The sequence below is a fragment of the Paraburkholderia sp. D15 genome (assembly GCF_029910215.1).
GTDB lineage: Bacteria > Pseudomonadota > Gammaproteobacteria > Burkholderiales > Burkholderiaceae > Paraburkholderia.
This window is the reverse complement of record NZ_CP110396.1, coordinates 1,458,512-1,478,101: the sequence shown is the minus strand read 5'-3', so window position 1 is coordinate 1,478,101 and position 19,590 is coordinate 1,458,512. Positions and strand designations below refer to the sequence as shown.

Below are 19,590 nucleotides of genomic sequence, written 5' to 3'. Positions count from 1 at the left end.
ATGAAGATCGCAGTGTTGCCGGGCGACGGCATCGGTCCCGAAATCGTCAATGAAGCCGTCAAGGTGCTGAACGTGCTCGGCGAAAAGTTCGAACTCGAAGAAGCGCCGGTTGGCGGCGCGGGCTACGAAGCGAAGGGTCATCCGCTGCCCGACTCGACGCTCGCATTGGCGAAGGAAGCCGATGCGATCCTGTTCGGCGCCGTTGGCGACTGGAAGTACGACAGCCTCGAACGCGCGCTGCGTCCGGAGCAGGCGATTCTGGGTCTGCGCAAGCATCTGCAACTGTTCGCGAACTTCCGTCCGGCCATCTGCTATCCGCAACTCACCGGCGCGTCGTCGTTGAAGGAAGAGATCGTTTCGGGCCTCGACATCCTGATCGTGCGTGAGCTGAACGGCGACATCTATTTCGGCGCGCCGCGCGGTGTGCGTTCGTCGCCGGACGGTCTGTTCGAAGGCGCGAAGGAAGGCTTCGACACCATGCGTTATTCGGAGCCCGAAGTGCGCCGCATCGCGCACGTCGCGTTCCAGGCCGCGCAAAAGCGTCAGAAGAAGCTGACCAGCGTGGACAAGGCGAACGTGCTCGAAACGTCGCAATTCTGGCGAGACGTGATGATCGACGTGTCGAAGGAATACGCGGACGTCGAGCTGTCGCACATGTACGTCGACAACGCCGCGATGCAGCTCGTCAAGGCGCCGAAGGCGTTCGACGTGGTCGTCACCGGCAACATGTTCGGCGACATCCTGTCCGACGAAGCGGCCATGCTCACGGGCTCGATCGGCATGCTGCCGTCGGCGTCGCTCGACAAGAACAACAAGGGCTTGTACGAGCCGTCGCACGGTTCCGCGCCGGACATCGCCGGCAAGGGCGTGGCGAATCCGCTGGCCACCATCCTGTCGGCCGCGATGATGCTGCGCTACTCGCTGAACAAGGCGGAGCAGGCGGATCGCATCGAGAATGCCGTGAAAAAGGTGCTCGAACAGGGCTACCGCACGGGCGACATTCTCACGCCGGGTTGCAAGCAGGTCGGTACGGTCGCCATGGGCGACGCGGTCGTCGCGGCGCTGTAAAGCGGTGCGTCCACCGGCAATCGGGGCGCGCTGCGCGGTTCGCGTAACGCGCCTTTAAAACGCGAATCGGCCGTTAAACCGGCCGATTCGCGCGTAATACGGACGATAGCGGCGGCGGTTAGCGTCGCCGGAATCCGGTTTTCGTGTATATTGTGGCGATGGCTCAATTGGCTCAAATCTCCTCGATTTCGACACTGCACGGCGCGACTGCCCGTGTGGTTGAGCTCGCCATCACCACCAAAACGCTCATTAAAGCGATCACCCCGAAAACGATCACGAAACGCTGATCGTCCGTCGTGCCCGCTCATCTTCCCCGCGCGGTCACTGCGGGCAAAGATGCGGGGAAGTTTCCATTCGAAGGGTATGAAGTCATGAACGTAGGTCTCGTAGGTTGGCGCGGCATGGTCGGCAGCGTCCTGATGCAGCGCATGCAGCAGGAAGGCGATTTCGACTTGATCGAACCGGTGTTTTTCAGCACCAGCAACGCGGGCGGCAACGCGCCGTCGTTCGCCAAAAACGAGACCAAGCTCAAAGATGCGACAAGCATCGAAGACCTGAAGAAGTGCGAAGCGATCATCTCGTGCCAGGGCGGCGACTACACGAACGACGTGTTCCCGAAGCTGCGCGCGGCCGGCTGGAACGGCTACTGGATCGACGCGGCCTCGTCGCTGCGCATGAAGGACGACGCGGTCATCATTCTCGATCCGGTCAATCTCGACGTGATCAAGAATGCGCTGGTCAAGGGCCAGAAGAATTTCATCGGCGGCAACTGCACGGTCAGCCTGATGCTGATGGCGCTGGGCGGCCTGTTCCGCGAAAACCTCGTCGACTGGATGACGGCCATGACGTACCAGGCCGCATCGGGCGCGGGTGCGCAGAACATGCGCGAACTGCTGCAGCAGATGGGCACGCTGTACGGTGCGGCGAAGGAAGATCTGGCCGATCCGTCGTCGGCGATTCTGGACATCGACCGTCGCGTGCTGTCGGCCATGAACAGCGACCGCATGCCGACCGACAACTTCGGCGTGCCGCTCGCGGGCTCGCTGATTCCGTGGATCGACAAGGATCTCGGCAACGGCGTGTCGAAGGAAGAGTGGAAGGGCGGCGCCGAAACCAACAAGATTCTCGGCAAGCCGGCCATGGGCACGCCGGGCTCGATTCCGGTGGACGGCCTGTGCGTGCGGATCGGCGCAATGCGCTGCCACTCGCAGGCGCTGACCATCAAGCTGAACAAGGACGTGCCGCTGGACGAAGTGAACAGCATCCTCGCGTCGGGCAACGACTGGGTCAAGGTCGTGCCGAACGAGCGCGAAGCGTCGATGCGCGATCTGTCCCCGGCGGTGGTCACGGGAACGCTGACGGTGCCGGTCGGCCGCGTGCGCAAGCTTGCGATGGGCGGCGAATATCTGTCGGCGTTCACGGTCGGCGATCAGCTGCTGTGGGGCGCGGCCGAGCCGCTGCGTCGCATGCTTCGCATTGTGCTCGACAAGTAAAGTAAACTACGCGCTCACGACGCGTAGAAAATTCAGGAAGCGTCGCGCTTGCGCGGCGCTTTTTTCATTGTGTGCTCCGAATATCTTGTCTCTTTCCAACCGCAAAAAAGGGCTGCGCGCTGATGCGCCAGGCGTCCCGATGATCTTCCGAGTCTCATCTGTTCGGGCCATGTTCGCTCGCGTGCGCAGCAGCCGGGTGGCAGCTACGGCATCGGTGGCGGCTGTGCTTTTCGCGCTGAACGGCGCTGGCGTGAATAGCGCGGTGGCCGCGCCGGCCGATGCCGCGAGCGCGCCGGATGCCGCGTCCGTTTCGTACGCGAACGGCGGCCAGTTCACGATCAAGCCCGGGCAGTCGTTGAACGATGTCGCGATTGCCGTCACGCAGTCGCACGATCGGGCGACGCTCGCACGCGCATCGCGCGCGCTGTTCGATGCGAACCCGAATGCTTTCATGAGTCACGACCCGAGCCGGATGCGGCTGGGCGCGGTGCTGACGGTGCCGGTGCTGGATGCGTCCGGGGCGCTGGCGGCTTCGTCGGCTGCCGTGGGGGCGTCTGCGCCTGCAGGCGCATCGGCGGCGATGCAGGCGGGGGCGAGTAGTGCTGCGGTCGCCGCGCCTGCACCTTCTTCAACTGCTGCGGCGAGCGCCGCAGCGCAAGCCAATGCCGCGACGGCTGGCGCGAGCAGCGCTGCCACGCATGCCGCTGCGCCTACGGCGGCGGTGGTTTCGGGTGCGTCCGGTGTGTCCGGTGCGACACCCGAGGCAAGCCCGGCGATGGCCGGTAGCACTGCCGCAACGGCGAGTGGCGTGGCGTCGTCGGCGCCGGTGGCGGGTTCGTCGGCAGCGGGCGCTGCGGCCAGTGGCACGCATGAATGGTCCGGCTCGATTCAGCAGTCGGCGAGCGGAGCGGTTGAGGGCGCGTCGGCGACGACCGCTGGCGCGCAGGCAGCATCGCAGCCGCGCGCACAGGTTTCCAGCTTGCAGCAATTGCTCGCGCTGAAGAACCGTGTGCTGATGGAGTTGCAGAAGCATGGCATCGGCGGGTCGCCGACTGCGACGCGGGCTGCGTCGGCAGGCACGGGTGCGCCGGTGGCGGGGGCGTCGTCGGGCGCGGCGCAGTCGTCGCACGGCGGCACCGGCACGGGTGCGGCGGGCTCGACGGCGCTACCCGGTGGTTTCTCGCAGACTGAGTTGAGCATCGCGGCCGCGATTGGCGCGGCGCTGGTCGTGCTGCTGGCGGCGTTGCGCATGCGTCGTCGTAAGCGCGCTGGGGCGGCGCCGGAGCAAGCCGTGTCCGTCGATGACGAAGCAACGGCGTCGGCGCGAATGGGCGCTACACCGGCCGATGCAGCAGGCGTCGCGCCAACTTTCGTTCACGATGGTTCAGCCGACGCGCATGACGATGCTGCCGTGCAGCGCGCGGCCGCGTTGGCGGCGGCGGAACGCGAAGCGGCGGAGGGCAAGGCCGCGGAGCGCGAACAACTGGAACGTCAGGCAGCGGAGCGCGAGGCGGAAGAGCGTCGGGCGGCCGCGCTCGAGGCGGAGCGTGCAGCGACTGAGCAGGCTGCGGCGGAACGTGCCGCAGCGGAGCGCGCGGAAGCAGCGCGCGCCGCAGCGGACCAGGCTGCGTCGGAGCGTGCCGCGACGGAGCGCCTGACAGCGGAACAGGCGGAAGCGGAACGTGCCGCGTCCGAACGCGCGGACGCAGAGCGCGCCGCGGCCGAACACGCCGCGGGCGAACAACAGGCGGCAGAGCAAGCGGTTGCGCGCGCGGCCGAAGAGCGTGCGGAAACTGAACGCGCCGCTGCGGAACGCGCGGCAGCGGAGCAAGTCGCCGCCGCATCGACACCGCCGCACCGGTCCACAGAGATTTCCCCGACGCAGCCTATGGCCGCCGCGTCTGAGTTCGTCGCGCCGGAACACTTGTCCACGCCAGGCTCGCTGTCCGAACCCGCGCACCCTACGCACGATTTCGTGCAGCCGGGCCCGAGCGACTCCCCAATCGAGCCGCTGCCAGCCGCGCATCACGACAATCTCGACAGCGCGACGACGGCCGCAAGCCTCGCCGCCGCAGCCGAGCTTGGCGCCGACGCCTTGCCGCGAACGCCGCTGGAACCCGTCGACGAAATTTTCCCGCAGCCCGTGCCCGAGCATCGTTTGCAATGGGACGACGAGCCGGCGCCGAGCGCCAGCGTGCCGCCTGTCGCGGAACCTGCTCCGGCGACGCAACCGCAGAACCCGCCGATCGCCTCGTCATCGGCTGGCGATTTCACGCAACAACCCGCCGAGTCGCGTGAAATGCCGCCGCCGTTCGGGCAGCCGTACATCGACGCGTCCGCCCATCCGCTTCCCGATCTGGCGCCCCCGCCCGTTCTGGAGCCGCTGCACGGCGAGCTACCCCATCAACCGTCTTACGAATTGCATCAGCCGACCCAGGCCGCTTCGCCTGACGGCGCATCAACCCTTACCGAGCCAGTACCGTTGTCGCAAGCGCAGCACCCTCTTACCGCACCGAACGAATTCCCGCGCGACGCCGTCGACGCGTTCAGCAGTCTCGACATGCCGTTGCCGCCGCGCATCGATTCGATAGCGGACGGCATTCATGCCCCAGCTTCGTTGACCACGCAGCCGGTGGCATCGCCGGAAACGACGGCGCAACAGGCGTTCGCGCCACATGACCCGGACGACGCGCCGCATATCGCCGACGAAATCAACGCGGGCACCGCCGGACACGCGTCCGTAGCGGGCCTCGGCGCAGCAGGCTTCGGTGCAGCCGCCCCCGGCGCACCGGCATCAGGTCTGGCTCCGGCCGGTCTGGGCGTGGCGGGTTTCGGCGCATTGAATCTCGACTTCGACCTCGAATTGCCGCCGAGTCCGGCTCAGCCGCTGCCGGCGTTCACGCCCGCGGACCTGGCCCGCATCGCGCGCAACAAGCTGGATCTGGCCGCCGAATACATCGACCTCGGCGATCTGTCGGGCGCGCGCGCGCTCATTCACGAAGTGATCGAAGCGAACGATCCGGCCACGCGCACCGAGGCCCGTGCGCTGCTGTCGACGCTCGCGCCGTTGTCGTGAAGCGGATCGCGCTAGGCGTCCAGTACGACGGTTCGGCGTTTTGCGGCTGGCAGTCGCAGCCGCACGGCAACACGGTGCAGGACGAGCTCGAACGGGCGTTGCGCGAATTCGCGCGTACGCCGATCCAGACCACCGTCGCGGGCAGAACGGATACGGGCGTGCACGGTCTCGGGCAGGTCGTGCACTTCGACACCGAACTGGACCGCGAGGATATTTCCTGGGTGCGCGGCACGAATTCGTTCCTGCCGAAAACCGTCTCGGTGCAATGGGCCAAGCCGATGCCGGACGATTTCCACGCGCGTTTCGCGGCGTTCGAGCGGACTTATTACTACGTGCTGTACGTTCATCCGGTGCGTTCACCGATGCTGGCCACGCGCGCCGGCTGGGTCCACACGCCGCTCGATCTCGACGCGATGCGCGCTGCCGCGCAATATCTGATCGGGGAACACGATTTTTCCGCGTTCCGTTCGTCGCAATGTCAGTCGAAGACGCCGTTCAAGCACGTGTACCAGATCGATGTCCGGCAACAGGGCGACTTCGTGCATTTCCGCTTCCGTGCGAACGCATTTCTGCATCACATGGTGCGTAACGTGATGGGCTGCCTGGTGTACATCGGCCGCGGCCGACGGCCAGTCGAATGGATGGCGGAAGTGCTGGCGAGCCGCGAACGCGAGACCGCCGCGCCGACTTTCATGCCAGACGGCCTGTATCTGGCCCGGGTCGGCTATCCTGAGCAATTCGCCGTGCCCGCGCCGCAGACCGGCAGCGTGCCGTGGAGTACCGTATGGACCGAGCAAGCGGAAACATGACCAGCCCCGACCCCCTCGCTGACGGCGCGCAAGCCGGCGCAACCCAGGCCGCCGTGCCGCATCGTACGCGCATCAAGCTGTGTGGGCTCTCGAAGCCGGAAGACGTCGCGCACGCAATCGACCTCGGCGCCGATGCGATCGGCCTCGTGTTCTATCCGCCGAGCCCGCGCTCGGTGAGCATCGCGCAGGCCGTGGATCTGGTGCACGACGTGCCGCCGTTGGTGTCGGTCGTCGGTTTGTTCGTGAATGCGACGCCGGACTGGATTCGCGAGGTGGTCAGCAATGTCGGCTTGACGCTGCTGCAATTTCACGGCGACGAGACGGCGGAGCAGTGCGAAACGCTCGCCGGCGTTGCGGGTTTGCCTTGGTTGCGCGCGTTGCGGATTGCGGCGGATACTCAACCGGCCGATTTGGTAAAATCGGCTCTCAATTATTCAGCAGCCAGCGGCCTCTTGTTCGACACGCATGTCGAAGGCTACGGCGGTGGCGGGAAGGTTTTCGATTGGTCACTTATTCCAGCAGAGCTCGCGCGTCGGGCCGTTTTGAGTGGTGGGTTGAACGCGCAAAACGTCAGTGACGCGATCCATCGCGTGCGCCCGTACGCGGTCGATGTCTCCAGCGGCATCGAAATCGTGGGCGCCCGGGGCGTGAAGGATCACGCCCGGATGGCGGCTTTCGTCCGCGCAGTGCGCGCGGCGGATGCCGAATGATTCCGGTCCCGCGGTTTTCATCCACGAAAATCGCGCGGCCACACTGAGAAGAGTGATCGCCATGTATAACTTGCCAGACGAAAGAGGCCATTTCGGCCAATTTGGCGGCGTGTTCGTCGCTGAAACCCTGGTTCACGCGCTTAACGAACTGCGCGTGTCGTACGAAAAATTCCAGAAAGATCCCGACTTCGTCGCCGAATACGAGCGCGAGCTGAAGTATTTCGTCGGCCGTCCCTCGCCGATCTATCACGCGCAGCGTTGGAGCGAGCTGCTCGGCGGCGCGCAGGTTTTCCTCAAGCGTGAAGACCTGAATCACACCGGCGCGCACAAGATCAACAACGTGATCGGCCAGGCGTTGCTGGCCAAGCGCATGGGCAAGCCGCGCGTGATCGCGGAAACCGGCGCGGGTCAGCATGGCGTGGCGACCGCGACCATCGCGGCGCGCTTCGGCATGGAGTGCGTGGTCTACATGGGCGCCGAGGACGTGAAGCGTCAGGCCGCCAACGTGTACCGGATGAAACTGCTGGGCGCGACCGTCGTGCCGGTCGAATCGGGTTCGCGGACCCTGAAGGACGCGCTGAACGAAGCGATGCGCGACTGGGTCACCAACGTCGAAAATACGTTCTACATCATCGGCACGGTTGCGGGTCCGCATCCGTATCCGATGATGGTGCGCGACTTCCAGCGCGTGATCGGCGACGAATGCAAGGTGCAGATGCCGGAACTCGTCGGCCGTCAGCCGGACGCGGTGATCGCGTGTATTGGCGGCGGTTCGAATGCGATGGGGATCTTTTACCCGTATATCGATGACGCTTCGGTGAAGTTGATCGGCGTGGAAGCGGCCGGCGACGGTCTCGAAACCGGCCGCCACGCGGCTTCGCTGATTGGCGGCAGCCCCGGCGTGCTGCACGGAAACCGCACGTATCTGCTGCAAGACGAAAACGGCCAGATCATCGAGACGCATTCGATCTCGGCCGGCCTCGACTACCCGGGCGTCGGTCCGGAGCATGCGTGGCTAAAAGACAGCAATCGCGCGCAATACGTCAGCATCACCGACGAAGAAGCGCTTAAGGCATTCCACGATTGCTGTCGCATCGAAGGCATCATTCCGGCGCTGGAGTCCAGTCACGCACTGGCCTACGCCGCGAAGCTCGCGCCGACGCTGCCGAAGGACCAAGTCCTTCTGGTCAACCTGTCGGGCCGCGGCGACAAGGACATGCACACGGTCGCCGAGCGATCGGGCATCCAGTTCTGAGCCCCGCGACGATGCGCGACGAGTTCGACGAGCCTCAGCCGGCGATTGAAACCCTGGAGCCGGTCGCCGATCAGGCGGCCAGCGCGGTGCCCGCGGCGTTGCTGCCGCAGGTGCCGGCCGGCATTCAGCTGTTGAACCGCGATTTTTTGACCGATGTAGCGAACATCCCCGACGGATCGATCGACCTGATCGTGTGCGATCCGCCGTATGGATTGGGCAAGGACTACGGCAACGATTCCGACATGCGCACGGGCGAGGATTTTCTCGCCTGGACGCGTGGCTGGCTGGAATTGGCGGTGCCGAAGCTCAAACCGTCGGGGTCGCTGTATATCTTCTGCACGTGGCAGTATTCGCCGGAAATCTTCAGCTTCCTGAAGACAAAACTCGTGATGATCAACGAAATCATCTGGGATCGGCGGGTACCGAGCATGGGTGGAACCACGCGCCGGTTCACCTCGGTGCATGACAACATCGGCTTCTTCGCGGTGTCGAAGGATTACTTCTTCGATCTCGATCCCGTCCGCATCCCGTACGATGAAGTCACGAAGAAGGCGCGTTCGCGTAAGTTGTTCGAGGGCAGCAAGTGGTTGGAGCTTGGCTATAATCCCAAGGATGTCTGGTCGGTATCGCGGCTGCATCGGCAACATGCCGAGCGCGTCGCGCATCCGACCCAGAAACCACTGGAAATCGTCGAGCGCATGGTGCTGGCCAGTTGTCCGAAGGGCGGTCGCGTGCTCGATCCGTTCATGGGCAGCGGCACCACCGCAGTCGCTTGCGCCCGTCAGCAGCGCGAATTCGTCGGCTATGAGATCAATGAAAGTTACTGTGCGATAGCGCGAGAACGCGTCAGCGCCGCTGCCACGCCCACGCCTGTGAAGGCGCGGGCGGCAAAAGCCAAGGTCCGGCGGCAGGCTGAAACGCAATAAGCGAACCGCCGTGGCGGAAGGTGGGCGGCGTGTCACGAACGAATCGCCGAACGCCTCGCGCAGTAGCCCCAATCCGAGAATATTTCCATGTCCCGTATCAAGAACACGTTTGACGCGCTGTCCGCTCAAGGTAGGAAAGGCCTCATTCCCTTCATGACGGCAGGCGATCCGAGCCCGGCCCGTACGGTCGAATTCATGCACGCGCTGGCTGCCGGCGGCGCGGATGTGATCGAACTCGGCGTGCCGTTTTCCGACCCGATGGCCGATGGTCCGGTGATCCAGCAATCGTCGGAACGCGCGTTGGCGCATGGCGTCTCGTTGCGCCACGTGCTCGCGGACGTCAAGCGCTTCCGCGAGACTAACGACAAGACGCCCGTGGTGCTGATGGGCTATGCGAATCCGATCGAACGCATGGGTGTCGACGAATTCGCGAAAGCCGCTCAGGATGCCGGCGTGGACGGCGTGCTGGTTGTCGATTACCCGCCGGAAGAGTGCGCTAACTTCGCGGAAAAGATGCGATCTGCCAGCATCGATCCGATCTTCCTGCTGGCGCCCACGTCGACGGACGAGCGTATTGCGGAAGTCGGCAAAATCGCCAGCGGCTACGTCTATTATGTGTCGTTGAAGGGGGTGACCGGCGCCGCAAATCTGGACGTTTCCAGCATCGCGAGTAAAATCCCGGCCATCAAGTCGCGCGTACCCCTGCCGGTGGGCGTCGGTTTCGGCATCCGCGACGCGCAAACCGCGCGTTCGGTCGCCGAAGTGTCCGATGCCGTCGTGATCGGTAGCCGTATCGTGCAATTGCTCGAACAAGCGTCGCCCGAGACTGCCGCCGAAACGCTCACCCGCTTCGTCGCCGAAGTGCGCGAGGCGATCGATAGCGTCGCGACTGCCCGATAACAGTTATTTTTGTCGTCTGTAGCGCAAACGGCGGGTTTGTCCCGCCGTTTGCGCGACTGCCGACCCCAGAAGGATTCAATATGAGCTGGCTCGACAAGCTGCTGCCGCCGAAAATCAAACAAACCGACCCGAAGAGCCGAAAGGGGATTCCGGAAGGCCTGTGGATCAAGTGCCCCTCGTGCGAAGCGGTGCTGTATCGCAACGACGTCGAGGCCAATTTGCACGTTTGCCCGAAATGCGACCATCACATGCGCATCGGCGCGCGTGAGCGGCTCGACGGCCTGCTCGATCCGGAAGGCCGCTACGAAATCGGTCAGGAAATCGTCCCGGTCGACGCGCTGAAGTTCAAGGACAGCCGCAAATATCCGGAGCGCCTGAAAGAGGCGATGGACGACACCGACGAAACCGACGCAATGGTCGTGATGGGCGGCGCGATCCACACGTTGCCGGTGGTCGTGGCCTGCTTCGAGTTCTCGTTCATGGGCGGCTCGATGGGTTCGGTGGTTGGCGAGCGCTTCGCACGCGGCGCGCAGAACGCGCTCGAACAGAAAGTGCCGTTCATCTGCTTCACCGCCTCGGGCGGCGCGCGGATGCAGGAAAGCCTGCTGTCGCTGATGCAGATGGCGAAGACCACGGCAATGCTGACCAAGCTGGCCGAAGCCAAGCTGCCGTTCATTTCCGTGCTGACCGATCCGACCATGGGCGGCGTGTCGGCCAGTTTCGCGTTCCTCGGCGACGTGGTGATCGCGGAGCCGAAGGCGCTGATCGGTTTTGCCGGCCCGCGCGTGATCGAACAGACCGTGCGCGAAAAGCTGCCGGAAGGTTTCCAGCGCGCCGAGTTCCTGCTGTCGAAGGGCGCGGTGGACATGATCGTCGACCGTCGCAAGCTGCGTGAGGAAATCGCGCAATTGATGGCGCTGTTGAGCCACCAGCCGGCGGACGCCGTCGCTTAAAAGCCGCGCCGCGCGCGGCTTGCCGGGGCGAACCGCCCGCGCTCATATCGCGCGTGGCGGTCGTCGGCGAAAGCACGCAAAAAGCACAAAAAATAACGCGTCGCGCGAGTCATCGTGCGGCGCGTTGTCATTTCCTGGATAATCACGGTCGCGCCAGATGGTGTCGCCCGCCGGCATCGCCGCGCGCAGCATTCCGCGCTTAACCGATTCACTCGCGATTCATTCGATGACCACTTTCCCCACTCTCGACGCGTGGCTCACGCACCTTGAATCCGCGCATCCGGTCGGCATCGACATGGGTTTGGGGCGTATCTCCCGCGTTCGTGATGCGATGCAATTGTCGTTCGCGTGCCCGATCATCACGGTCGGCGGCACCAACGGCAAGGGCTCCACGTGCGCGATCCTCGAATCGATTCTGTTGCGTGCCGGTTTCACGGTGGGTTGCCACACCTCGCCGCACCTGCTGACGTTCAACGAACGCGCGCGCATCAACGGCGCGATGGCCAGCGACGCCGAGCTGCTGCCGCACTTCGAGGCCGTCGAAGCCGCGCGCCTGAGCCTCGCCGAGCCGGTCACGCTGACATATTTCGAGTTCACGACGCTGGCCATCATGAGCCTGTTCGCCGCGCGCGGGCTCGACGCGGTGATCTTCGAAGTCGGTCTGGGCGGCCGTCTCGACGCGGTCAACATTCTCGATACCGACTGCGCGGTGATCACCAGCATCGATATCGATCACACCGATTATCTCGGCGACACGCGCGAGAAGATCGCGTTCGAAAAAGCCGGCATTTTCCGTCCGGGCAAGCCGGCGATCTGCGCCGACCCGGTCGCGCCGCAATCGTTGATCGGTCATGCGGAGAAGATCGGCGCCGAACTGTGGCTCTTCGGCCGCGATTTCCGCTACGAAGGCCAGGCGGGCAGCGAGCGTCAGCAGTGGAGCTATGTCGGCCCGACCATGCGCCGTTCGGCGCTGGCTTATCCAGCGTTGCGCGGCGCGAATCAGTTGATCAACACGTCCGCGGCGCTCGCGGCGCTCGAGGCACTGCGCGACCGGCTGCCGGTGTCGGCGCAGGATATTCGTCTCGGACTTGCGAACGTCGAGTTGCCGGGCCGGTTCCAGGTGCTGCCGGGCAAACCGGCTGTGGTGCTGGACGTCGGCCACAATCCGCACGCGGCGGCCGTGCTCACGCAGAACCTCGGCAACATGGGCTTTTTCCCGTACACCTACGCGGTGTTCGGCGCGATGCGCGACAAGGACATTGCCGGCGTGCTGGCCCATCTGAAGGACGAGATCGACCACTGGTGCGTAACGGATCTGCCGACGCCGCGAGCGGCATCGGCGGAACAGCTTGAAGCGGCGTTGCGCGAGCAGGGCGTGGAAAATGGCGCCGACAGCAGCGTGACGCGTTACCCGAGCCCGGCAGATGCATACCAAGACGCGCTAAAACGAGCGTCAGAGAATGATAGAATCGTGGTTTTCGGCAGTTTCTATACGGTAGCCGGCGTGATGGCCTACCGTAAATCGCAGCAACACTGAACGGGCGCCACGCTCGAACCAAGCGATTCATGGGAATTTTCTCGTTCGGCAAGAAAGACGACGCGCCCACCCGGCGCGGCGCAAATACCAGTTCCACCCGCGCCGCCCGTGGCGAGCGCGTGGAGCGGCGAACCCGCCGCACGGAGCGCACCGTCGACGCCGACGCCATGCTGCTCGACCCTACGTTGCCGGAGAAGCAGCGTGCGCGGCGCCGGCTCGTCGGCGCGATCGCGATGGTCGTCGCGGCCGTGGTCATCCTGCCGATGGTGCTGGATTCGCATCCCAAGCCGGTGACGGACGACATCTCGATCGACATCCCGAACCGTCCCGCGCCCAAACTCGCGAAAGCTGACGAAGACACGCAAGCCGGCGTAGCACCCGATAATCCGACTCCCGACGCAGGACTTGCCGCGTCGGGCCTCGCGGCGACGCCGGGCGCGACGACATCCGCTACACGCAATCAATCCACGTCCACATCCGCGCCACAGCCGGGTACGTCGGCCAACTCGACGGCTACCGCCGGAGCGAACACCAGCGCCAAACCGGCGGCGAAGCCGCAAACACCGGCTATCGCGGCGAATACGGCACCGGCCACGCCGGCAGCACCGTCCGCGAAACCGGCCAGGCCCGCCGTCACGCCGCCGCCCGTCACGCACAACGCGGCCGCCACGCCCGCACCGGGCGCGACCGACGACACCAACACCGCCGCCGCGACCGACAACGCCAATACCAGTGCCGGCACGCCGGCATCGCCGCCGGGCAGCCGTTTCGCGGTCCAGCTGGGCGCCTTCGCGAACGACGCGAACGCCCGCAACTGGGCAGCCAAGTTGAAAGCGGCGGGTGTACCCGCATATACCGAACATCGTAAGCAGGCCGACGGCTCCACGCTCACGCTATTGCGCGCCGGCCCGTTCGCCGACCGCGCCGCGGCCAGCGCCGCGATTGCGAAAGTCCGCGAGGCCGGCTTGACGTCGGGCGCGAACAGCGGCGCCGCACAGTAAGCCAGCGATGTTCACTGCCTTCGACTACGCTGTAATGGCGGTGATCGGTTTGTCGGCGCTGCGTGGCACGTGGCGCGGTTTTCTGTCCGAGATATTCGGGCTGATCGGCTGGATCGCGGCGTTTTTCATCGCTTGCCGCTTTGTTGGGTATGTCGTGCCGTTTATCCCGTCCACGTGGCCGGGCGGTGCGTTGACGCAGTGGCTGCTGGCCTTTGCGCTGGTGGTGGTCGGTGTGGTGCTGGTGGCGAGCGTGTTGAATGCCCTCCTGAGCCGCATCGTGCAGGCAACCGGCTTGAGCGGCGTGGACCGCTCGCTCGGTTTGATGTTCGGCCTCGTCCGCGGGGTCATCCTGGTGCTGATTCTGGTCGCCCTTGCTGGCTTGACCGAACTGCCCCAGCAGGAATTCTGGCGCAACGCCTTGCTGCGGCCCTATGCGGTCGAGGGCGTGCACGTAATGAAACCGCTGCTTCCCGAGACGCTTGCCGCCTACGTCCGCGTGTGACGATCAGGCGAGCGGTCAGAGGAACGCGGCAGGACTCCGGCGCAAACCGGTCGCCTCCACTTGCAGTCGCAAGCGCCCCGCTGACGTTCGGCTCGGGGGATCATCTCAGGCACCGGCCGCCACGACGAATTTCGTACCTTTGAAGGACATGCCATGTGCGGCATCGTAGGCGTAGTTTCCCATTCTCCGGTCAATCAGCTGATCTATGACAGCCTGCTGCTCCTGCAGCATCGCGGTCAGGACGCCGCCGGCATCGCAACCGCGAACGGCAGTAACTTTCACATGCACAAGGCCAACGGCATGGTGCGCGACGTGTTTCGCACGCGCAACATGCGTAGCCTGCCCGGCACGACCGGTATCGGCCAGGTCCGCTACCCGACGGCCGGGTCCGCATCCAGCGAGGAAGAAGCCCAGCCGTTCTACGTGAACGCGCCGTACGGCATCATCCTCGCGCACAACGGCAATCTGACCAACTGGCAACAGTTGAAAGACGAGATGTTCCGCATCGATCGCCGTCACATCAACACGAATTCGGACACCGAGGTCATGCTCAACGTGCTCGCGCACGAATTGCAGCTGTCCAGCTCGGGCCTGCAACTCGATCCGGCCGCCTTGTTCAAGGCCGTGTCGGGCGTGCATCGCCGGGTGCGGGGCTCGTACGCGATCGTGTCGCTGATCGCCGGTTACGGCTTGCTGGGTTTCCGCGATCCGTACGGTATCCGCCCGCTGTGCCTCGGCAAGCAGGAAACGCCGGAAGGCGTCGAATGGATTCTGGCGTCGGAGTCGGTGGCGATCGAAGGTATCGGCTTCGAGTTCGTGCGCGACATCGCGCCGGGCGAGGCGATTTTCATCGATATCGAGGGTAATCTGCATTCCCAGCAATGCGCGACGAACCCGAGCCTGAACCCGTGCATTTTCGAACTCGTGTATCTCGCGCGTCCGGACTCGGTGCTCGACGGCGTGCCGGTCTACAACGTGCGTCTGCGCATGGGCGACTATCTCGCCGAGAAGATCAAGCGCGAGTTGCCCGACGTCGCGATCGACGTGGTCATGCCGATTCCCGATTCGTCCCGCCCGGCCGCGATGCAGGTCGCGAAGAAGCTGGGCGTCGAGTATCGCGAAGGCTTCTTCAAGAACCGTTATGTCGGCCGCACCTTCATCATGCCGGGCCAGGCCGTGCGCAAGAAGTCGGTGCGCCAGAAGCTGAACGCGATGGGCATCGAGTTCAAGGGCAAGAACGTGCTGATCGTCGACGACTCGATCGTGCGCGGCACTACCTCGCACGAAATCGTGCAGATGGCGCGCGATGCGGGCGCGAACAAGGTGATCTTCGCGTCGGCGGCGCCGCCGGTGAAGTTCCCGAACGTCTACGGCATCGACATGCCGACGCGCGGCGAACTCGTCGCGCATGGCCGCACGGACGATGAAGTCGCGCGCATGATCGGTGCGGATCACCTCGTGTATCAGGACGTCGACGCGCTGAAGCAGGCCGTGCGCGACATCAATCCGGCGCTGAGGGAATTCGAGGCGTCGTGTTTCGACGGCAACTACGTGACCGGCGACGTGACGACCGAGTATCTCGATCGCATCGAAACCGCGCGTCTGGCGCCGTCGTCGCAATCGGATCGCGACGCCGCGAGCGAAGCGATCGACGGTGGCGGCCCGGCTCGCTCGCAGCTGCACTTGCAGTTGTCGGTGGGTTGAAGGCGGGCGCTAACGCATCCCGATGCGTTTGCCTCTGCCACCGCGGATAGCGCTTCGCGGCGCGGCGTGCAGCACGCCACGCCGCGAGCGTGTTAGCATGTTGGCTTGCGTCGATTTGATCTCAGCTTGCGGACGCGGGGCAACCCGAAACAGCTAAAGCGAAGGGTGGAAAAGCCGCATCGTTCCGCCTCCGCTCCAGCTTTCCCCCGCACATGAAGCCCGCTTATGCCGACGCAAAAGCGGGCTTTTTTGTTGCTGCCGTCCGGCGATCCGCGTGGATTTCACGCACGCGGTACGCGCCGGACGCAGCCATGGAACATTGGAAACCAGAACCAACATGGACGACTCCCTGAACTTCGACACGCTGGCCGTCCGCTCGGGCACCCAGCGCAGCGACTTCAACGAACATTCGGAAGCGCTTTTCCTGACCTCGAGCTTCGTGTTCGCGAGCGCCGCGGATGCCGCCGAGCGCTTCAAGAAATCCGAGGACTATTACACCTATTCGCGCTTCACCAACCCGACGGTCACGATGTTCCAGGACCGGCTCGCCGCGCTCGAAGGCGGCGAAGCGTGCATGGCGACCGCCTCGGGCATGGCCGCGATCATGTCGGTGGTGATGTCCGCATTGCAGGCCGGCGACCATCTGGTGAGTTCGCAGGCGCTGTTCGGCTCGACGCTCGGCATGTTCTCGCAGATCTTCACGAAGTTCGGCATTACGACCACGTTCGTCGATCCGTCTGATCTGGATGCGTGGAAAAACGCCGTGCGTCCCGAGACGAAGATGTTCTTCCTCGAAACGCCGTCGAATCCGCTGACGGAAGTGTCCGACATCGAAGCGATCGGCAAGATCGCCAAAGCCGCGAACGCGCTGTTCGTGGTCGATAACTGCTTCTGCAGCCCCGCGCTGCAACAGCCGCTGAAATTCGGCGCGGACGTCGTCATGCATTCGGCCACCAAGTTCCTCGACGGTCAGGGGCGCGTACTTGGCGGCGCGCTGGTCGGCTCGAAGCAGTTCATCATGGAAAAAGTGTTTCCGTTCGTGCGTAGCGCCGGGCCGACGTTGTCCGCGTTCAATGCGTGGGTGCTGCTCAAGGGCATGGAAACGCTGTCGCTGCGCGTCGAGAAGCAGTCGGCGAACGCGCTCGAGATCGCGCGCTGGCTGGAGCAGCATCCGGCCGTGAATCGCGTGTTCTATCCGGGGCTGGAATCGCATCCGCAGCACGAGTTGGCGAAGCGTCAGCAGAAGGCGGGCGGCGCGATCCTGTCGTTCGAACTGAAGGGCGAGACGCCGGAACAGATGCGCGCGAACGCATGGCGCGTGATCGACAGCACGAAGATCTGCTCGATCACCGGCAACCTCGGCGATACGCGCACCACCATCACGCATCCGGCGACAACCACGCATGGCCGTGTGACGCCGGAAGCGCGCGCGGCGGCGGGCATCACCGAAGGCTTGATCCGGTTGGCGGTGGGTCTGGAAAACGCGGGCGATATCCGCGGCGATCTGGCGCGCGGACTCGCGGGCTAAACGCTGGGAGGGCGGCGGTGCGTGAACTGTTCGTTCACGGCAGGTTGCCGCTGCCCGATCGCTGCGCTCATGCCGGCGGTTGCGCGCCGTGACGGCGCATCGTGACCAGCACGATGACGAGCGCCAATCCAAGGAACGCGGCGGATGTGGTCGCCGCAACAGAGAGGGCTTGGGCGAGTTCGGCCTTGGTGTGTGAACCGGATGCGGGTCCGCCAAACTCGCGAACGCCAGCCGAACGGTTGAGAGCGGACTCGACGATAAGAACGATAAGCGCCGTCCCCGTCGCGCCGCCCAGATAATGCGTCGCGTTGACGAGGCCGGAAGCCGCGCCCGCTTGACCGGCCCCGACGCCGGCGATGCCGGCCGTCGTCAATGGAACCAGCGCCGCGCCGGTGCCGAGTCCCAGCAGGAACACGGGCCATGCCAGATCGGCGAAAAAGCCGGCATTGGCCGGTATCTTGCCGAGTGCGATCATGCCGATCGCCGCGATCGACAATCCCCCGGTCAATAGTCCCTTGGCGCCAAGCCGAGGCATGAGCCGCGGCACGCCGTAGATCACCATCAGACACTGCGTCACCGATAGCGGCAGGAATGCGAGACCCGCGCGCAACGCGCTGAATCCGAGCGCACCTTGCACATACTGCGTCAGGAAGAAGAACGTACCGAGCATGCCGCCGATCAGCAGCATCCGGCTCGCCAGCGCACCTGAGCGTTGCAGGTCGGCGAAAAGCGAGAGCGGCGTGATGGGTTGCGCGACGCGTCCTTCGATAAAAACGAAAGCGGCAAGCGACAATCCCGCCGCGACGAACGACACGACGACGCCCGGATCGCCCGCACCGTCGTGCACGCAGCGTATCAACGCGTACACCAGAAGGCTCATGCCGAGCGTCACGGTCGACGCGCCCATCACGTCGAACCGTCCGTGATTACGTGGCGCGCCAGGTAGACAGCGCGGCGCGAATGCGAGCAACACCACGCCGATCGGGACGTTGATGAACAGCACCGAGCGCCACGAGGCCAGATCGGTCAGCGCGCCGCCGAGCACCAGGCCGACGGCGCTGCCGCCGCCCGACACCGCGGTGTAGAGGCCGATCGCACGCACGCGCGCGGCGCCCGCCGGAAACAGCAGCATCAGCAGCGCGAGCGCCGACGGCGCGGCGAATGCGCCCGCGACGCCTTGCGCGGCGCGCGCGATCAGCAACCCCTGCACGGATTGCGCGATGCCGCCGGTAATCGACGCCAACACGAACGCCGCGCTAGCGGCAACGAATATACGGCGATGTCCGAGGAGGTCGCCGACGCGAGCGCCCAGCAGAATGAAGCCGCCGAAGGTCAGCATGTACGCGTTCTGCACCCACGACAGATCCGCGCGCGCAAGGCCAAGGTCGGCGCGCAGAGCCGGCAGCGCTGCGTAGACGACTGTGCCGTCGATGACGAGCATCGCCTGACAGGCCAGCAGGACGGCGAGCGCCAGGCCGTTGGCCCGCGCCGCGTCAGGTTGACGTCCGCACGCGAGCGGCAGGGATTCGCGAGTGTCTGACATCGCGGCTGCGTTCAAACGGACCGGCTGATTTCAGGTTGCGTGAATGCCGCAACCTCCGCAACCTCTCCAACGCCCGCGATATCGGCAAGCGAGAAGCCCAACTCGTCGCGCAGGAAACGCGGCATGGTCCAATGCCGCAACGCGGCTTCGTCGAATGGACCGAAGGATTCGCGATACAGCGGCAACCATCGCAGCGCCTGCTCGATCAGTTCTTCACGACTCGGCGTTTGCCGATAGTCCGAATACGGACAACTGCGATGCTCGATAAAGAAGCCACCAGGCAGACGCTCTTCGCAGAGCGTGCGGTATTCACGTGTCTGCAGAATGAGGTAATGCCAGACTTCGTCGATCTGCTGTTCGACCGGCAAAAAGAGACCGCTGAGCCGTTCGCGGTGTCTGGAGATCAGATAGAGGTAACGCAGACATTCGAGCAATTGACGTTCTGCGTCGTCCGGCGATGCGCTGGGGTGTCGCGTGAAATGGCGAATGACTTCGGAATGCAGTTCGCGGCCGAGCAATGCGTTGGCGTCGACCGCTGAAGCGGAGTGCGTCGAAAGCATGGGATGTCCTCGTGGCGGGAGGGTG

The 19,590-nt window shown here is 64.7% G+C and carries 17 protein-coding genes; 15 read left to right on the top strand and 2 right to left on the bottom strand.

Annotated elements, in window-relative coordinates; all coding sequences use genetic code 11:
- The 15 genes from leuB to LFL96_RS26460 all read left to right on the top strand — a co-directional run bounded on the left by leuB (position 1) and on the right by LFL96_RS26460 (position 17,462).
- On the top strand, positions 1 to 1,068 hold the full coding sequence (gene leuB, locus LFL96_RS26530) for a 3-isopropylmalate dehydrogenase (protein ID WP_281003669.1): 1,068 nt from the start codon (positions 1 to 3) through the stop codon (positions 1,066 to 1,068).
- A 143-nt stretch (positions 1,069 to 1,211) separates the two neighbouring features.
- On the top strand, positions 1,212 to 1,355 hold the full coding sequence (locus LFL96_RS26525; RefSeq protein ID WP_281003668.1) for a hypothetical protein: 144 nt from the start codon (positions 1,212 to 1,214) through the stop codon (positions 1,353 to 1,355).
- An 84-nt stretch (positions 1,356 to 1,439) separates the two neighbouring features.
- A complete protein-coding gene (gene asd / locus LFL96_RS26520) occupies positions 1,440 to 2,561 on the top strand; it encodes an aspartate-semialdehyde dehydrogenase (RefSeq protein WP_281003667.1) in 1,122 nt (373 codons plus the stop codon).
- Between the two features lie 139 nt (positions 2,562 to 2,700).
- On the top strand, positions 2,701 to 5,637 hold the full coding sequence (locus tag LFL96_RS26515) for a FimV/HubP family polar landmark protein (RefSeq protein WP_281003666.1): 2,937 nt from the start codon (positions 2,701 to 2,703) through the stop codon (positions 5,635 to 5,637).
- A complete protein-coding gene (gene truA, locus LFL96_RS26510; protein ID WP_281003665.1) occupies positions 5,634 to 6,446 on the top strand; it encodes a tRNA pseudouridine(38-40) synthase TruA in 813 nt (270 codons plus the stop codon). Before LFL96_RS26515 ends, truA begins: the two co-directional genes overlap by 4 nt.
- Positions 6,443 to 7,156 (top strand): phosphoribosylanthranilate isomerase, encoded by a 714-nt coding sequence (locus LFL96_RS26505; protein ID WP_281003867.1) that lies wholly within the window; start codon positions 6,443 to 6,445, stop codon positions 7,154 to 7,156. Before truA ends, LFL96_RS26505 begins: the two co-directional genes overlap by 4 nt.
- A 61-nt stretch (positions 7,157 to 7,217) precedes the next feature.
- Positions 7,218 to 8,411, top strand: a complete 1,194-nt coding sequence (gene trpB / locus LFL96_RS26500; protein ID WP_281003664.1) for a tryptophan synthase subunit beta — start codon at positions 7,218 to 7,220, stop codon at positions 8,409 to 8,411.
- 11 nt (positions 8,412 to 8,422) lie between these two features.
- Positions 8,423 to 9,337, top strand: a complete 915-nt coding sequence (locus tag LFL96_RS26495) for a site-specific DNA-methyltransferase (RefSeq protein ID WP_281003663.1) — start codon at positions 8,423 to 8,425, stop codon at positions 9,335 to 9,337.
- An 87-nt stretch (positions 9,338 to 9,424) separates the two neighbouring features.
- Positions 9,425 to 10,237, top strand: coding sequence for a tryptophan synthase subunit alpha (gene trpA, locus LFL96_RS26490; protein WP_281003662.1), 813 nt, complete (start codon positions 9,425 to 9,427; stop codon positions 10,235 to 10,237).
- A gap of 80 nt (positions 10,238 to 10,317) precedes the next feature.
- Entirely contained in the window at positions 10,318 to 11,190 is an 873-nt protein-coding gene (accD, locus tag LFL96_RS26485; protein WP_281003661.1) for an acetyl-CoA carboxylase, carboxyltransferase subunit beta, read from the top strand.
- A gap of 226 nt (positions 11,191 to 11,416) precedes the next feature.
- A complete protein-coding gene (folC, locus tag LFL96_RS26480; protein ID WP_281003660.1) occupies positions 11,417 to 12,727 on the top strand; it encodes a bifunctional tetrahydrofolate synthase/dihydrofolate synthase in 1,311 nt (436 codons plus the stop codon).
- Between the two features lie 29 nt (positions 12,728 to 12,756).
- Entirely contained in the window at positions 12,757 to 13,728 is a 972-nt protein-coding gene (locus tag LFL96_RS26475) for an SPOR domain-containing protein (protein ID WP_281003659.1), read from the top strand.
- 7 nt (positions 13,729 to 13,735) lie between these two features.
- Positions 13,736 to 14,230, top strand: coding sequence for a CvpA family protein (locus LFL96_RS26470; RefSeq protein ID WP_281003658.1), 495 nt, complete (start codon positions 13,736 to 13,738; stop codon positions 14,228 to 14,230).
- Between the two features lie 153 nt (positions 14,231 to 14,383).
- Entirely contained in the window at positions 14,384 to 15,934 is a 1,551-nt protein-coding gene (gene purF / locus LFL96_RS26465) for an amidophosphoribosyltransferase (protein ID WP_281003657.1), read from the top strand.
- Between the two features lie 337 nt (positions 15,935 to 16,271).
- Positions 16,272 to 17,462, top strand: a complete 1,191-nt coding sequence (locus tag LFL96_RS26460; protein WP_281003656.1) for an O-succinylhomoserine sulfhydrylase — start codon at positions 16,272 to 16,274, stop codon at positions 17,460 to 17,462.
- 67 nt (positions 17,463 to 17,529) lie between these two features.
- On the opposite strand, the gene LFL96_RS26455 is transcribed toward LFL96_RS26460, so the two are convergent.
- Both LFL96_RS26455 and LFL96_RS26450 read right to left on the bottom strand, forming a co-directional pair.
- Positions 17,530 to 19,005: an MFS transporter gene (locus LFL96_RS26455; RefSeq protein WP_281003655.1), complete on the bottom strand. Its 1,476-nt coding sequence runs from the start codon at positions 19,003 to 19,005 to the stop codon at positions 17,530 to 17,532.
- Between the two features lie 11 nt (positions 19,006 to 19,016).
- On the bottom strand, positions 19,017 to 19,565 hold the full coding sequence (locus LFL96_RS26450; protein WP_281003654.1) for a hypothetical protein: 549 nt from the start codon (positions 19,563 to 19,565) through the stop codon (positions 19,017 to 19,019).
- Positions 19,566 to 19,590 lie beyond the last annotated feature (25 nt).

Coding starts and splice junctions, on each gene's coding strand:
- leuB (WP_281003669.1), top strand. CDS start 1: ATGAAGATCGCAGTGTTGCCGGGCGACGGCATCGGTCCCGAAATCGTC.
- asd (WP_281003667.1), top strand. CDS start 1,440: ATGAACGTAGGTCTCGTAGGTTGGCGCGGCATGGTCGGCAGCGTCCTG.
- LFL96_RS26515 (WP_281003666.1), top strand. CDS start 2,701: ATGATCTTCCGAGTCTCATCTGTTCGGGCCATGTTCGCTCGCGTGCGC.
- LFL96_RS26505 (WP_281003867.1), top strand. CDS start 6,443: ATGACCAGCCCCGACCCCCTCGCTGACGGCGCGCAAGCCGGCGCAACC.
- trpB (WP_281003664.1), top strand. CDS start 7,218: ATGTATAACTTGCCAGACGAAAGAGGCCATTTCGGCCAATTTGGCGGC.
- LFL96_RS26495 (WP_281003663.1), top strand. CDS start 8,423: ATGCGCGACGAGTTCGACGAGCCTCAGCCGGCGATTGAAACCCTGGAG.
- trpA (WP_281003662.1), top strand. CDS start 9,425: ATGTCCCGTATCAAGAACACGTTTGACGCGCTGTCCGCTCAAGGTAGG.
- accD (WP_281003661.1), top strand. CDS start 10,318: ATGAGCTGGCTCGACAAGCTGCTGCCGCCGAAAATCAAACAAACCGAC.
- folC (WP_281003660.1), top strand. CDS start 11,417: ATGACCACTTTCCCCACTCTCGACGCGTGGCTCACGCACCTTGAATCC.
- LFL96_RS26475 (WP_281003659.1), top strand. CDS start 12,757: ATGGGAATTTTCTCGTTCGGCAAGAAAGACGACGCGCCCACCCGGCGC.
- LFL96_RS26470 (WP_281003658.1), top strand. CDS start 13,736: ATGTTCACTGCCTTCGACTACGCTGTAATGGCGGTGATCGGTTTGTCG.
- purF (WP_281003657.1), top strand. CDS start 14,384: ATGTGCGGCATCGTAGGCGTAGTTTCCCATTCTCCGGTCAATCAGCTG.
- LFL96_RS26460 (WP_281003656.1), top strand. CDS start 16,272: ATGGACGACTCCCTGAACTTCGACACGCTGGCCGTCCGCTCGGGCACC.
- LFL96_RS26455 (WP_281003655.1), bottom strand. CDS start 19,005: ATGTCAGACACTCGCGAATCCCTGCCGCTCGCGTGCGGACGTCAACCT.
- LFL96_RS26450 (WP_281003654.1), bottom strand. CDS start 19,565: ATGCTTTCGACGCACTCCGCTTCAGCGGTCGACGCCAACGCATTGCTC.